This window comes from Deinococcus metalli, from assembly GCF_014201805.1.
GTDB lineage: Bacteria > Deinococcota > Deinococci > Deinococcales > Deinococcaceae > Deinococcus > Deinococcus metalli.
This window is the reverse complement of sequence record NZ_JACHFK010000014.1, coordinates 25,001-37,869: the sequence shown is the minus strand read 5'-3', so window position 1 is coordinate 37,869 and position 12,869 is coordinate 25,001. Positions and strand designations below refer to the sequence as shown.

Below are 12,869 nucleotides of genomic sequence, written 5' to 3'. Positions count from 1 at the left end.
GCCGACCATCACACACCGTCATTGATCAGGCCCCGCCGGTTCCGGACACCGCGCGGGCGATCAGGAACGCTGCACCCGACGCCGCCGCGCCCACCAGCATGGTCTGAAATGCGCTGCGCCACACCGGCGCTCCCGTGAACCGCCCCTTGAGCGCCCCGAACACGAACAGCGCGATCAGCGTCAGCACCACCGACACCAGCAGCGCCTGGCTCAGCGTGAGGCTCAGGGCGTACGGCGCCAGCGGAATGATGCCCCCGGCGATGTACGCCAGCCCGATCGTGAAGGCCGACTGCAGCGCCCGTTTCGGATCCGGCTCCTCCAGACCGAGTTCCTCTTTCATCATGAAGTCCACCCAGGTGTCCGGGCGACTGATGATCGCCTGCGTCGCCGCCTCCAGGGGTTCGCCCTCCAGGCCGTACTTTCGGAAGACGTCCCGAACCTCCTCGATCTCCATGTCGCGCTTCTCGGTGATCTCCTGCGTCTCCCGGGCCCGCTCAGAGACGTAGGACTCGTGCTCACTGCGCGCCGCCAGGTAGCCGCCCAGGCCCATGGCGATGCTGCCGGCGGCCATCTCCGCGATGCCAGCGATCAGGACGACGTGCCCGCTGGCCACGGCGCCGGAGAGGCCGGCTGCGAGGGCGAACGGCACGGTGAGGCCGTCACTCATGCCGATCACGATGTCGCGGACGCGCGCGGATCCAGTGAAATGCGTTTCTTTGTGCATGCTGACCGCTCGGTACATGGATGCCCTCCATGGTGGAGCGGCGCCAGGTCGGAGCGCCTCACCACCGTTGAGGTCATCCTAGACGTGATCGGCGCATCGGCACCTGGCCGCGCCGTCAGAACACCAGATCCAGGGTCCAACGCAGGGCGCCATCGTGCCAGCTGTGCTCGATATGCGCCAGACCGTCGTACGGCTGGATGTGCACCAGAACGTCCAGCGCCCACGACGGACAGTGCGAGGTGTCGAGCCGCACCTGGCCAACGCCGATGATCTCCGCGTGGTCGATACCGATCCGCGTGACCAGGCCGGAACCGCTCACGACATGCAGGTCGATCGCGCCAGGTACGTCCTGCAGGACGCCGTGGCTGACCTGCTCCCCGCAATCGGTTCCAAGATGAATCGGAAAATCTGGCACACTAAGCCGCGCCCCGAAACGGATCCAGGTCAGGTTGGAGTCTCTGACGGCGTCGGGTCGGTGCACTTAGCGCTGCGAAGGCTCCTGGAGCGAGATTTCCCAGCGCTGAGTGCGGCCTGATGGCATTATAGTCGGCCCTCCAATGATCAATCTTCGTCGCGGCATCGTCGAGCGACAGGAACCAGTGCGTGTTCAGGCATTCATCGCGGAAACTCCCATTGAACGACTCGATATGGGCATTATCTTGAGGCCGTCCAGGACGGGAAAAATCCAGCACCACCCGATGCTCGTAGGCCCACAGATCCAGGGCTTTGCTGACAAACTCGCTCCCGTTATCCACCTGGATGCGCTCGGGGTGTCCCCGAGCGCGCGTGACCGCTCGCAGGATCTCGACCACCCGTTCCGCGCGGATGCTGACATCGACGTGAATGGCCAGGCACTCCCGCGAGAACACGTCCAGGAGGGTCAACGCACGGAACAGCTTGCCGTTAAAGAGCGCGTCTGACACGAAGTCCATCGACCAGATCTGGCTCACCTTCACTGGATCTGTTCGCGCTGCACGGTGTGCAGCACTCACACGCCGGCGGGGACGCTTCATCCGAAGATTGAGCCCCGCCAACTGGTACAGCCGGTAGACCCGCTTGTGGTTGATCCGCCACCCTTCCCGCTGCATCAGGATGTGAATCCGCCGGTAGCCATACCGCACGCGCGTCTGGGCAATCTCGGTCATCCGCCGGACGATGACGGGTTCATCCTGAGGACGTGTGCGGATGTACCGGAAGGTGGTGCGCGATGCGCGCAGCACCCGGCAGGCCCGCCGCTCGCTGACCCGGTACCCATCACACAGATGCTCTACCAGGTTGTGCTGCTGAGCGGGCTTCAGAGCTTTGATTTGATGACGTCCTGCAGCATCACCTTGTCCAGGCTCAGATCCGCCACCAGCTGTTTGAGCTTGCGGTTTTCCTCCTCGAGCTGCCGCAGGCGACGCAGTTCGCTGACCCCCAGGCCGCTGAACTTCTTCTTCCAATGGTAGAACGTGGACTCCGCGATCCCCATCTTGCGGCAGATTTCCCCGATGGACACGCCGCTTTCAGATTGCTTGAGCGCGAACGCGATCTGCTCCTCAGTGTGCTTCTGTCCCTTCATGCTGACCTCCGGGGGATGAGCCCCATGATGTCAGACACTCCATTCTCAGGTGGATCCGTTTTTCGGGAGCAGGTCAGCCAGGGTCTCAGGGTATGTCTGCTGGTAGCGGGGGCGGGGGGCAGGTTTGATCCGGCGGGTCATGGGCAACCGTCCTGGAAGAAGAACAAGGAAATCACTGTCGTCATGATGCGCTGCTGCGATACGAAGTGCCATCTAGAGTGGTCGGGTGTCGGACAAATCCTGGAAGAAAGCCCTGATGTCATCGGGCTTGCCGCTGGAGCATTCCGTTGCCGGCGTCCTGAAGCGCCTTGGCCTAGGCATGCATGTGGAGTATGCCTACCTCCGGAGGAACGAGCACGGACAGGACATCAAGTTCTCAATTGATCTTCGAGCGATCCATCGGGATGAAGAGCAGGGGCTCCTGCTCTCCCTGCTGATCGAATGCAAGTACTGTGCCCGCGGGACTCAGTGGGTGTTCGTGCCGGATGAGAGTGAGGCGCCGTTCAACGAAATGCGGCGCAGCTACTTCTCGGGCACAGATCTCTACGCCACGAATAGTGTGTCCACCCTGACCACCATGAACCAGTACAACCAAGACGTGACCGTGCTGCGCGGCTTGCAGATCGCTGAGCATGGGAATGTCTCTCCAGGAACGGTCGCTGAGGCGATCGCGCAACTCCGGTACGCGTCCTTGGAGCAGAGCCTGGAATGGACCGGCTATCACCTGACCACCGCGAAACTCTTCGGCCCAGGGACGCTCCGAATTCCAGGAGCGAGCGTCTGCATCGTGGTGACGACCGCCGACCTCTGCGTGCTCAAGCCGCACACGACACTGGAAGCCTTTGAGGACGCGCAGACGCTGGAGGACGTCACCACGCCTCAGCCCTTCGTCTTCCTGGAGGCGCCTCCGGACGCTTCCTTCGTGCGGCATGCCGCACGAAGGATCCGCGAGGAACTCGGCGAGCCGCAACTGCGTGAACAGGGGCTGGTGGATCATCTCGATACGTTAAACGCGGCGTCGGCTGCCACGAGCCTGAATGATTTCATCCTCAACCATAGTCGGCTGGAGCCGGCCGTGTTCCTCATCGTGCAGTACGGGCACCTGGAAGCTGTGATCTCGAAGATCCTGAGCGATGCGCAAGCTCTGGCGATTCTCGATCAGGAGGCCACGCGCCGCATCAACAACAGGACTTGACGGCTGTATCGAGCAGGCTCTTGGGGCGCCATCCTGGTCGGGGAGGTTTCTCAGCCCAGCGGTTGTAGAGACGCGCTGCTGAGCAAATCACATTGCAGGATGCCATACCTGCTTTCTTCTCTTCTCCGATACTGCTTTCGGCGGCTCCAGAAACAGTCGTGTGCAAGGATTTCGCTTGTGGAACGTCAACATGGTCAGATTGGCATAGACGAGGGCTTTCGATGACCAAGCGGGATAATTTCAGCCTCAAAATCAAAACTGAGCTGGCTGGGCGCGTCGGTTGGCGGTGTGCATTCCCGGGGTGCCGTGTGGCCACAATTGGGCCGAAACTGGAGGGCTCCGGGGTGGTGATCACTGGCGAGGCCGCCCATATCACAGCAGCGTCACCTGGTGGGCCCCGGTATGACGACACGATGACCAGTGACGCGCGGAAAGACGCTCAGAACGGGCTCTGGCTGTGCGCCAACCATGCCGATATTGTGGATAAGGACGAGTTGAATTACTCCGTCGCTACGCTTAAGATCTTTCGCCGTCAGGCGGAGGAGTTGGCCCACCACGAGTTGACTCAGTTTCGCAGGGCAGACGCGTCCAGCGCAGAGTTGCTCACTCTGGTCGAGGTGGGGTTTGATCTGGTATTCGAGGGGTACTGGGCCAGTGCTGAGCGGGATGTCTAGCGCTTCCAGATACACCGGTGGCTTATGGGCACCATGGCTGGCTTAACCCAATACATTACCCGCTTTGATCAGTTGCCTGAGACAGATCGATTTCTTGCAGTCGAATCCCAGGGCGATGGTCGGGCGTTGCTGAGAGCGCCAGGGTGGCAGCGCGGTGGAGGATCTGATCAGGCTCTAGGGGTGGTGGAGTTTTCGATCCGTCCACTCCCAATGAGGCGTGACCCACGTGATCTGGGGACGGATCTCGCCATGGGGGATGGCGACCTTGCGATGGAGAACGGTGACCTGAAAGTGGTCTCTGGCGAGGCGAATGCCCGGCAGAAGCTGCGCCTGCTGGTCAATACGCCAGTAGGGGGGCTGTTCTCTGCCGAGGAATATGGCGTGAGATGGCGCCCGTTGGCTCTTCTCTTCGGTGAAGATCTCACGCTATTGGGCAGGCTCTTTCGCCTTGACCTTGCGCGGGTGATAAGTGCTCCAGTTCGAATAGAGGAGCTGAATCTTCCGAGCGGGACGATAAAGTCTGTACTGAAGCCACAGATTGATGTTGTCGAACGTGTGGAAGAAGTCGTCGTGCGCCATCTGAATCCTGACCGTAGTGAGGCGATCGTAGAGATCGCGGTGATATGGGCCAACGGGCTGCCTTGGCGAGGTCAGGTTAATGTGTTCCTTTCGGATAAGCCGGAACGACCAGTGGCGCCCAGCAGAACCCCCCCTGGACCTTACTGATTGCGCAACGCATGCTTGGTGGATTTGAATTGAGATATTAATACTACGACAGTTGCATTAGAAGATTCAGCACGTATTGACGCTCTGACTCAGGAGTTGCACCTGCATAACGACGGCAAAGCGCTCCCAGCCGAGAGAATCTGGGAGTGTCGAAGTCACAGATTTCGGGGGAGCGCGTCCGCATTTTGGCAGACGAGTTCCTGGCCGTCCCCACCACGTCCTACCAGCAGCGCAGCCTCCAGGCTGCGCTGTTCATGTTCCTCGACACCGCGACCAAAACCGCGCTGCACCGCGCGGAACTGGTCAGCAAGAGTGCGCTGAGTCGTCTCCTGAACGAATACCCCTGGGATACGATCCAGGGCTGGAAGATCCTGCACCATGCCCAGTGGGACGCACTCCTCCTGGCGGCCAGACGGAAACACCGTCCCCTCCTACGGCTGAGCGTCGACCTGACCAGTATCGAAAAGAAGGGCAGCATGCTGCCCTTCGTCCGCGTGTACAACCGAGTCCACGGCATCCATCTCGTCGTGCTGTTCGCCGAATACGGCGTGGTGAAGGTCCCGGTGGGGTACCGGGTATACAAGGGCAAAGGAACGGCCACGCCGGTGACCCTGGCACGTGAGCTGCTCCGGACTGTCCCGGACGCCATCAAGCGGCGATTCCGAGTCCGTGTGTTGGCCGACAGCGGCTTCGAAGCCGCTGTCTTTCTGGAAGAGGTGCGCCAGCTCGGATTCGAGTTTGTGGTGGGCGTCCGGTCGACCCGCCAGACCATGCACCCTGGGGTCGTCACGGTGGCCGACTGTCCTCACGGTGGCTATGTCGAGTTGAAGAACTGGCCCCATGACACGCTGGCGCTGGGCCGCATCGACCGAGGAGACCGGACATTTCACGCTGTGTCCTCAGAACTGATGGAGGGCGACGAGGTCATCGCTGAGGGGGCCAGGCGGTGGAACGAGGAATCGTTCTTCAAGGAAGGCAAGCATCAGTTCGGCTTGGCGCAGTTCGCGTTGCGAACTGCCGTGGGACTGGATCGCTGGGTGCTGCTGGTCTTCCTGGCGTGGACGCTGGCGATTCTGCACCGGGAGACGGGCACGACCCTGGAGGCGTGTGCCGTGCTGGCCCTGATGACGGTGCTGCCGCAGGTGTATTTGAACCGTCTGCTGCGGATGTTCAGCAAAAACGCTGAATTCCTCGACCAGTACGGGTATTCACTCCACTATGCGAGGTGCAACTCCTGAGTCTGATACAGAGCGCTGTATCAGAGTCAGCCTGTCGGAAAAGGGGGTCACCCTGAACCAGCGTCATCGAACAACCGGCATATCGGTGCGCTGGTCAGCCAATGGAATATGGTGACTTCTTATCTCGGCAAAACTTGTGAGGTGCTTCTGGGCAGCCACTGGTCGAGCATCAGGGTGAACTGCCTGTGGAGCCCGAGGGTGGCGTGTGAGTAGGTGGAGACGCCGACCTGCACGGTGGTGGGGGTGATCTGAAGGCTGAAATCCTGTTCTAGATACGGGATGCCGACGAGCTCCTGATCGCAAGGGAGGCGCAGGAAGAGGCGGTCGCTGGTGTGCCCGTCGATATACCAGCGGTGGCCATGGACTGGGGTGAGCAGGTGGAGGGCGTGGTGGGCGACCAGAAGGAAGAGGGGTAGGGAGGCAGCGTAAGTGGTATTGTCTCGGAGGAGCGGCCGAACGATGGGTGGGAGGAAAACCCTTGTGCCATTGACGTATTCGGCGTCTCCCGCGTCGGCCTCATCGCGTTCGCGCGCGCGTTTCACTGTACTTAGAGATATAGCACCACAACATGCTGTACTACAAGTGATAGTACATGGACGCTGTGGAGATGCCGAAGACGAAACGAGCTCCCAGTGCGGCACGCAAGATGTTCGGAGAGCGGCTGCGGGCGGAGCGGCGGGCGCGCAGGCTCACGCTGGAGGATGTGGGGGAGGCGGCGGATATGGCCTGGAATTATGTGGCGCAGGTGGAGCGTGGGGAACGCAATATCGGCATCGATAACATGGCGGCCCTGGCAAACGCACTGGGCGTGCCCATCGCGTCGCTGCTTGACCAGTCGTCCACTGCCACGGTGCACGCGCTTGCAGCGGCAGAATAGGACTTTACCTGGCGCCACCTTCAGCGTTCCAGTGGAGAGCGGGAGGTGGGGCGGTCAACAGAAGGCAACCTACGATGCTGAGAAGCACCACCTCCTCGGGTGTTCAAGACCCATCCTGCTCGGCCGACCACAAATGACTTACGGGCTCCTGCGGGCAGATTAGAGTCCGTGTTAGCCGTCAGCCGTTTGGTCAAGCCCGTCTCGGTTCACACGGCTTGGGGCGGTTCGGCCTCGCTGCGACAAGTTCACCGAACCCACCCTTCCGAGCGACGTGGCGTGCTTAAGGCGGCCTGACGTTCAGGCCGCCTGCAGTGCTTCCCGCTTTTGCTGGACGGGAATCACCTGCCATGACCGTCAACGACTGATTGCGTGGCGATTTGGGTTACGCCCGTGCGTGACCAAACTGCGCATCCCCGCAGATGCCATGGAACACACAACTGCTGCAGACCTCGACGGACGGCGTCGGCGCCATATCGAGCGCCTCCATCCGGCGAACCAGTTCACCTGCCTCGTGGACGCCCCTTTGCACGTCCTCTGGTGAGAACCAGTGCAAGACGCTGTGGCGGAGATACACCAGTGCCGCCCGTGTGACGCCCAGCGCGTGAGCGTAGAGAGCAAGCTGCAAGCGGTGATGCTCCGGCACCATCCTGTGGTCGGTCTTGTAATCGATGACCAGGTTTCCCTCCACGTTGACCGCGTCCGCGATGCCGTACACCGTTCGGGAGCCCACGGTAATCTCCATGGGCATTTCCCGCTGCCACACGTGCCCGCGCAACTCATCGAAGACCGGTTCCTCCAAGCGATCCACGAGCCCCGCGACTTCCTCCCGACCGGCGGGGGAGAGGGTGGGCAATCGCCGGAGGATCTCCTTCCCGTCCCAGCCCTTCTCGAGGGCCTGATGCACCGCATCCCCAATGTCCCGCCCTGCTTGCCGGGCTCGTCGCGTGATGGGCTCCGTATCCATCCATGGCCGCGCCAGTGGCAGGATGCCTTGCAGGTAGCGGAAACTGAATGCTTGCGGACACCGGGCATACAGGGCGAGGCTCGTGACGGGGAGCCGGCCGGGCAGCGCCACCTCGGGCCCGGGAGTGACGCGTAGGACAGGCCCGCCTGACGTGTTGAACAGCGGCAAAGGGCGTGCTGGCGCGACATTCCCCGTCACGAACACGTGGCGTGGGAGCGTGCCCGGAAAAGCATCGAGCACCGTTTGCAACTCACGGGTCTGATTCACGCCATCCGATGCGGGCAGACCGACCACCAGCCGATCTGCCGCGCGCGTCAGGGCGACGTACGTGACGCGCTGATCCTCGAGCGCATCACGCTGAACCGCACGTTCGCGCGCTTCCCGCCATGCAGCGGCCTCGCTTCTGAGGATCAGGCCACGGTCGGGATCCAGTCGGACGATGCCCCGATCTGGGCGCGGTGCCAGGTCATGGACGTACAGGACGATTGGAAACTCCAATCCCTTGGCGCCATGCACGGTCATGACCTGAATGGCGTCCGGAGTGGTCGTGGGTGCCTCGGTCATCTCAGCCTGGACGCCCTGCAGATCTGCCAGGTGCCGCGCCACGCTCCGCACATCCGGACGGCCGTCCTGGGCCCAGGCACGCAGGAGGGCCGTGAACCGGCGGAGGTTCGCAACCCGCCGTTCTCCATCCGTCAGGGCCGCATGAATGGCCATCGCTCCAGTGTCCTGATGTGCCTGCTCAAGCACCCGTGAAGCATCATGCAGCCCAGCGGTCGCCCGCCAGTCCAGGAGCAGATGCTGAACGGCCCTGCAGGCCTGGTCTGGTGAGTGCTGTAAGGCCATCCATAAACTAATACCGTCATTCCGCGCCTGCGACAGGGTCAGCAGCTGATCGTCGCTCAGGAGTGCGAACGGTCCGCGGAGCACAGCCGCCAGCGCGAGGTCATCTCCCGGATCCGCCACGGCGCGCAGCAGCATGATGGCGTCGAGGATCTCCGGTCGTTCGTACAGCCCCCGGCCGCCATGCACCTCGTACGGGATGCTGGCGTCGCGCAGCGCCTGACCGTACGCATGGAGGTGCGTCCGGCTGCGGAGCAGCACCGTCATGTCCCTCCACCGGGCGGGGCGCTGCGTCCCCGTCGACCGGTCGACGATCGGGTGTCCGAGCAGGGCCTGCATGCGCCCCACCAGCACCCGGGCGAGCGTGATGGCGCGCCCAGCGCTCGTGCCGCCCTGCACGATCTGCAGGTCGACGGCAGCCCCGCCGCTGTCCTGCGCTGGCCGCGCGGCGATCAGCGGGGTGAACGGTGTGGCCTCCGGCCCCGCCACCTCCGGGCCAGGCATCAGGTGCTGGCAGGCGGCATTGACCGTGTCGACGAGTTCTGGAGCGCTGCGGAACGAGGTGTGCATGTCGAGGATCTGCCCACCCCGCGCCAGGACGAGCTCGCGGATCTCGGGCAAGACGCTGGCCGACGCCCCGCGAAAGCCGTAGATGCTCTGTTTTTCATCGCCGACCGCCGTGACCACCACCCCCTCGGCGCACAGCGCGCGCAGAATGGCCGCCTGCCGCTCGCCCGTGTCCTGCACTTCGTCGATCAGCAGGTGAGTCCAGCGTTCGGCGTAGTGGGCACGAACCTCCTCGTGTTGCAGTGCCTGCCAGGCCCACCGTTCGAGATCACCGAAGGTAGCCAAGCCCTGCTCCACCCGCAGCGCTTCAAGGCGCTGCTGAACATGCCGGGTCAGCTGCTGGATGGCACGATGCAGCGCTCCAGCGTCGCCGGACTGAGGTGCTGACCCCGGCGGGACGTCGTGCTCAACCAGTGCCTGGAGGGCAGCCGTGCGCAGGGGTTCTGGCACCTGAGCTACCACTTCCGGAGGCAACTCGGCCAGCACCCGTGAGCGCCACAGGCGTTCCCACACGCGGGAGTCCGCCTCGTCGAGCACGTCGAAGCTGAGCCCGGCCCCACTGTGCGCTGGATGGTCACGCGCGATCCGCGCGCACAGGCCGTGAATGGTGGTGACCGTCATCAGCGGCCACTCGCTCAGGACGTCCGTCCACGCGCCGCCCTCCATGGCGGCCCGCTCGCGCACCGCGTCCCGAACGCGCCCTTGCAGTTCGGCAGCCGCCGCGACCGTGAACGTAACGGCGACGATGGCGTGCGGCCGCACGCCCCGCTCAAGCGCGGCAAGGATCCGCCCAGTCAGCACGCGGGTTTTGCCTGAGCCTGCGCCAGCGTGGATGAGGACGCTGTCCGGTGAGGTCACAGCGTCGTGCTGCACCGGCGTCCAAGTCACGCCGGTCATGCTGCTCCCTGCTCGAGGCCGAGCCGGCACACGGCGCGAACCGGGCAGGTCTGGCACACCTCCATGACCGGACTCACCAGGGGCCGCACGTCCCCGCTCGTCAGATCGTCCCCCAGGCGGGCCAGCACCTCCCTTGCAGCCATAATGGGCGAGTCGCCCGTCGGCTTACGGACGTGGCGCAGGGTGCCAGACGGCTTGCCGGTATCCAACGCGACGTAGTGCCCGATGGTCGCGCGGGTGGCCTGGAGGGTCAGGGCCATGAGCATGTCTGGCGTCAGCTGGCTGCGCTCACCCAGCGCACCGGCGTCCCCGGAACGCCGGTACACCGTGACCTGCCTGCCATGTGGCGTCCGCTCCACGCGCGTGCCAGGGAAGAGGATGCGGAAGCGATGACTGTGGGCTGAAATGGTCAGAAGGTGGGGCCCGTTCTCTCCGGGGAGACTGGCCGGCAGGGGTGTGTCCGTGAGGTCTGTCAGCTGCCGGGTTCTGCTCAGCAGTTCGAGACGCTGGGCCGGCCACAGCGGGCCAGGTCGCCACTGACCTTGCGTGCGGAGTGTCTGGACGTGGGCCTCCAGGGCGGCTGCCGCCGCGTCGTCTGGGTCAGAGCGACCCGGTTCCTGTGCCCCTTCCAGAGCGGCGAGGGCAAGGCTGCTCCAGGGGAGGGGTGGGGGCGCGAGGCGGAGTTTGTACTCCGCCCACCACCGGAACCGGCAGGTGCTGGCCACCTGCAACTCCGTAGGTGTCCACGTGTGATCAGGACACATGAGCGAGGTACTGAGGTGGCCGGCATGGGCCGAATCGAGCGACAGGTGTCGCGCGAGCTCCACGTGGCGGCCGGCCGCGACCCTGGAACTGAAGGTTCCTTCCAGGGCACTGGAGATCTCCCGTTCGTGGTCGGAACCCGCATCCAGGTCAGAGAGGGAGTGGCCCGGGTGTAGCCGCGTCCAGTACAGGCTGGGGCGCAGCGCATGACCCTCCAGGTCGCGTCGGGGCCGGCTGATCACGAGTTCCTCCTGGGCGGTGCCGAGCATGGCCACGATTAGGGCGTCCTCGACGCTGGCGAGGCTGCGTACGTCGGGCAGGTGCACACCCTGCGCGGACCAGCGTTGCCGGATGAATGAGTCGATCAGCGGATGGTCGCTGCGGGCCGCCGGGAACAGGCCTTCCGACAGTCCGAGAACCCATACCCGATCCGCAGTGCAGGCCAGCGCTCCCAGGGGATTGAGTACCGGTACTGCGCTTTTTCCGGCGAGTGCGGGCAGCTGGATGGATCGGAGGGTGAATCCGATGAGGGACAGCACGTCCTCGCGGGTACACGGCCCGTCACGTTGGGCAGCGTCCTCGAGGCGGTGCAGGAAGCGAACCACGAGTCGGTTGAGTTCCACGTCATCCTTGCAGCGAGCCAGCAGGCCGAAGTCCTGCAGCATCCGCTGCACCGTGCCGATCAGCGCGCCGCGCCACGTTGTGGACTCGGGGAGGGCCAGCCAGCGCCACTCGCTCCCCCAGGCGTCCAGTCCGGTCGGTGTGGTGGTTCTCAACTCGCGCGCGCGTTCAAGGAACTCGGGACGGTCCACGAGGGGGTGGGTAAACAGGGCGCTGACGGCCCGGTAGGGCCAGCCCTGCGTGTGCGCGTCACACCAGGCCTGCAGAACTTGCCCCAGACCACTGGCCAGGAGGGGGCGCTGGAGCCCGCTGCGCAGTGGAATCTGATAGTCCGCGGCGATGTCAGCGAGCGTTTCGAGGTACTGACCCTCGTTGCGCACCAGGATGGCAAGGCGCTCGGGCGGCGTGCCCTCCGCGAGCCAGTCCCGCACCTGCCGCAGGCACGCGCGGACCTCAGCCTCGATGTCGGGGTACTCGCCTGCCGAGAGGCAAGGAACTGACGTGGCCGTCAGATATCCGTGGATGGCGTGATCCCCTGCCGACCGAGGGGGGTCATGCAGTGCCGTGCTCGACCATCCGTGGGCGTTCAACGCGGCGACGGTCTCCAGGGTGCGGGCAGCGGTTCCAGGCCCTGCAGGGAGCGTCAGGACACTCCCGGAGTCGCACAGCCGGTCGAGCAGCGCGACCTGGGCGGCGTCCAGGTAGGCGAAGCCGTGAACGAGCGTGGACTGGCAGGGCAGGTCGACGAGCAGGGCGGCGTGGTGCTCGGCGCCGGCGGCGTCGTACCGGCGCTCTGTCACGCAGCGGGCATGATACGCGGCATAGATCAGGGCGACGTCTGCCTCCCGGCCTGGCCGCGCCACCTGAGTGACCCTGTCTGGTGGCAGATGGGCACGCTGGAGTTCACCCATCAATCCCAGCAGGCACGTGACCGTGCTGACGCGCTCGTGGATGGGGGCCAGCATGGTGAGCGGCGCGCCAGCGAGGATCTCACGCATCCAGCGTTCCCGCTCCGCCGTGCGGAGCGCGGACCAGCCGGCGGAGGAGAGGACCTGTTGGGCCAGACGGGTGAGGGTGATGGGTCGGAGTGCGGGAGCGCCCCAGGACGTCAGGCCGTCTCCAGCCCGGCGGTTGGGGACAACGACGCGCGTGTGGACGACCATCTCGGTGATCGCGGCGGTTCGCAGGGCGCCCAGGGAGGAGCTGAGCAGGAGGCGGCG

At 64.3% G+C, this 12,869-nt stretch carries 11 protein-coding genes; 5 read left to right on the top strand and 6 right to left on the bottom strand.

What is annotated here, in order from left to right:
• Window positions 1-25: 25 nt before the first annotated feature.
• The 3 genes from HNQ07_RS20405 to HNQ07_RS20395 all read right to left on the bottom strand — a co-directional run bounded on the left by HNQ07_RS20405 (window position 26) and on the right by HNQ07_RS20395 (window position 2,285).
• Entirely contained in the window at window positions 26-742 is a 717-nt protein-coding gene (locus HNQ07_RS20405; protein ID WP_184115254.1) for a VIT1/CCC1 transporter family protein, read from the bottom strand.
• Window positions 743-839: 97 nt separating this feature from the next.
• On the bottom strand, window positions 840-1,043 hold the full coding sequence (locus tag HNQ07_RS20400; protein WP_184115252.1) for a hypothetical protein: 204 nt from the start codon (window positions 1,041-1,043) through the stop codon (window positions 840-842).
• 97 nt (window positions 1,044-1,140) lie between these two features.
• A protein-coding gene (locus HNQ07_RS20395) for an IS3 family transposase (RefSeq protein ID WP_373298137.1) occupies window positions 1,141-2,285 on the bottom strand; the annotation gives its coding sequence in 2 pieces (ribosomal slippage) (window positions 1,141-2,033 and window positions 2,033-2,285; 1,146 coding nt in all).
• Window positions 2,286-2,511: 226 nt separating this feature from the next.
• Between HNQ07_RS20395 and HNQ07_RS20390 the strand changes: the two genes are divergently transcribed.
• From HNQ07_RS20390 to HNQ07_RS20375, 4 genes are all read left to right on the top strand, one after another.
• Window positions 2,512-3,480 carry a hypothetical protein gene (locus tag HNQ07_RS20390; RefSeq protein WP_184115248.1) on the top strand — a complete coding sequence of 323 codons (969 nt, stop codon included), beginning with the start codon at window positions 2,512-2,514 and terminating at the stop codon, window positions 3,478-3,480.
• A gap of 221 nt (window positions 3,481-3,701) precedes the next feature.
• Complete coding sequence (locus HNQ07_RS20385) at window positions 3,702-4,154, top strand: hypothetical protein (RefSeq protein WP_184115246.1); 453 nt, start codon at window positions 3,702-3,704, stop codon at window positions 4,152-4,154.
• A 24-nt stretch (window positions 4,155-4,178) separates the two neighbouring features.
• Window positions 4,179-4,880 (top strand): hypothetical protein, encoded by a 702-nt coding sequence (locus HNQ07_RS20380; protein WP_184115244.1) that lies wholly within the window; start codon window positions 4,179-4,181, stop codon window positions 4,878-4,880.
• 146 nt (window positions 4,881-5,026) lie between these two features.
• Window positions 5,027-6,118 carry a transposase gene (locus HNQ07_RS20375; RefSeq protein ID WP_184115242.1) on the top strand — a complete coding sequence of 364 codons (1,092 nt, stop codon included), beginning with the start codon at window positions 5,027-5,029 and terminating at the stop codon, window positions 6,116-6,118.
• Between the two features lie 119 nt (window positions 6,119-6,237).
• On the opposite strand, the gene HNQ07_RS20370 is transcribed toward HNQ07_RS20375, so the two are convergent.
• A complete protein-coding gene (locus HNQ07_RS20370; RefSeq protein WP_184115240.1) occupies window positions 6,238-6,660 on the bottom strand; it encodes a hypothetical protein in 423 nt (140 codons plus the stop codon).
• 65 nt (window positions 6,661-6,725) lie between these two features.
• Here HNQ07_RS20370 and HNQ07_RS20365 point away from each other — a divergent pair, with 65 nt between their 5' ends.
• Entirely contained in the window at window positions 6,726-6,995 is a 270-nt protein-coding gene (locus HNQ07_RS20365) for a helix-turn-helix domain-containing protein (protein ID WP_184115238.1), read from the top strand.
• 382 nt (window positions 6,996-7,377) lie between these two features.
• Here HNQ07_RS20365 and HNQ07_RS20360 read toward each other — a convergent pair whose 3' ends face one another.
• On the bottom strand, window positions 7,378-10,266 hold the full coding sequence (locus tag HNQ07_RS20360) for a UvrD-helicase domain-containing protein (RefSeq protein WP_184115236.1): 2,889 nt from the start codon (window positions 10,264-10,266) through the stop codon (window positions 7,378-7,380).
• Complete coding sequence (locus tag HNQ07_RS20355; protein WP_184115234.1) at window positions 10,263-12,812, bottom strand: hypothetical protein; 2,550 nt, start codon at window positions 12,810-12,812, stop codon at window positions 10,263-10,265. The genes HNQ07_RS20360 and HNQ07_RS20355 overlap by 4 nt, the downstream gene beginning before the upstream one ends.
• Between the last annotated feature and the right edge of the window lie 57 nt (window positions 12,813-12,869).

What these genes read in the sequence shown, in the direction of transcription:
- HNQ07_RS20405 (WP_184115254.1), bottom strand. Translation starts at nt 742, where the DNA reads ATGTACCGAGCGGTCAGCATGCACAAAGAAACGCATTTCACTGGATCC.
- HNQ07_RS20385 (WP_184115246.1), top strand. Translation starts at nt 3,702, where the DNA reads ATGACCAAGCGGGATAATTTCAGCCTCAAAATCAAAACTGAGCTGGCT.
- HNQ07_RS20380 (WP_184115244.1), top strand. Translation starts at nt 4,179, where the DNA reads ATGGGCACCATGGCTGGCTTAACCCAATACATTACCCGCTTTGATCAG.
- HNQ07_RS20365 (WP_184115238.1), top strand. Translation starts at nt 6,726, where the DNA reads ATGCCGAAGACGAAACGAGCTCCCAGTGCGGCACGCAAGATGTTCGGA.
- HNQ07_RS20360 (WP_184115236.1), bottom strand. Translation starts at nt 10,266, where the DNA reads ATGACCGGCGTGACTTGGACGCCGGTGCAGCACGACGCTGTGACCTCA.
- HNQ07_RS20355 (WP_184115234.1), bottom strand. Translation starts at nt 12,812, where the DNA reads ATGGTCGTCCACACGCGCGTCGTTGTCCCCAACCGCCGGGCTGGAGAC.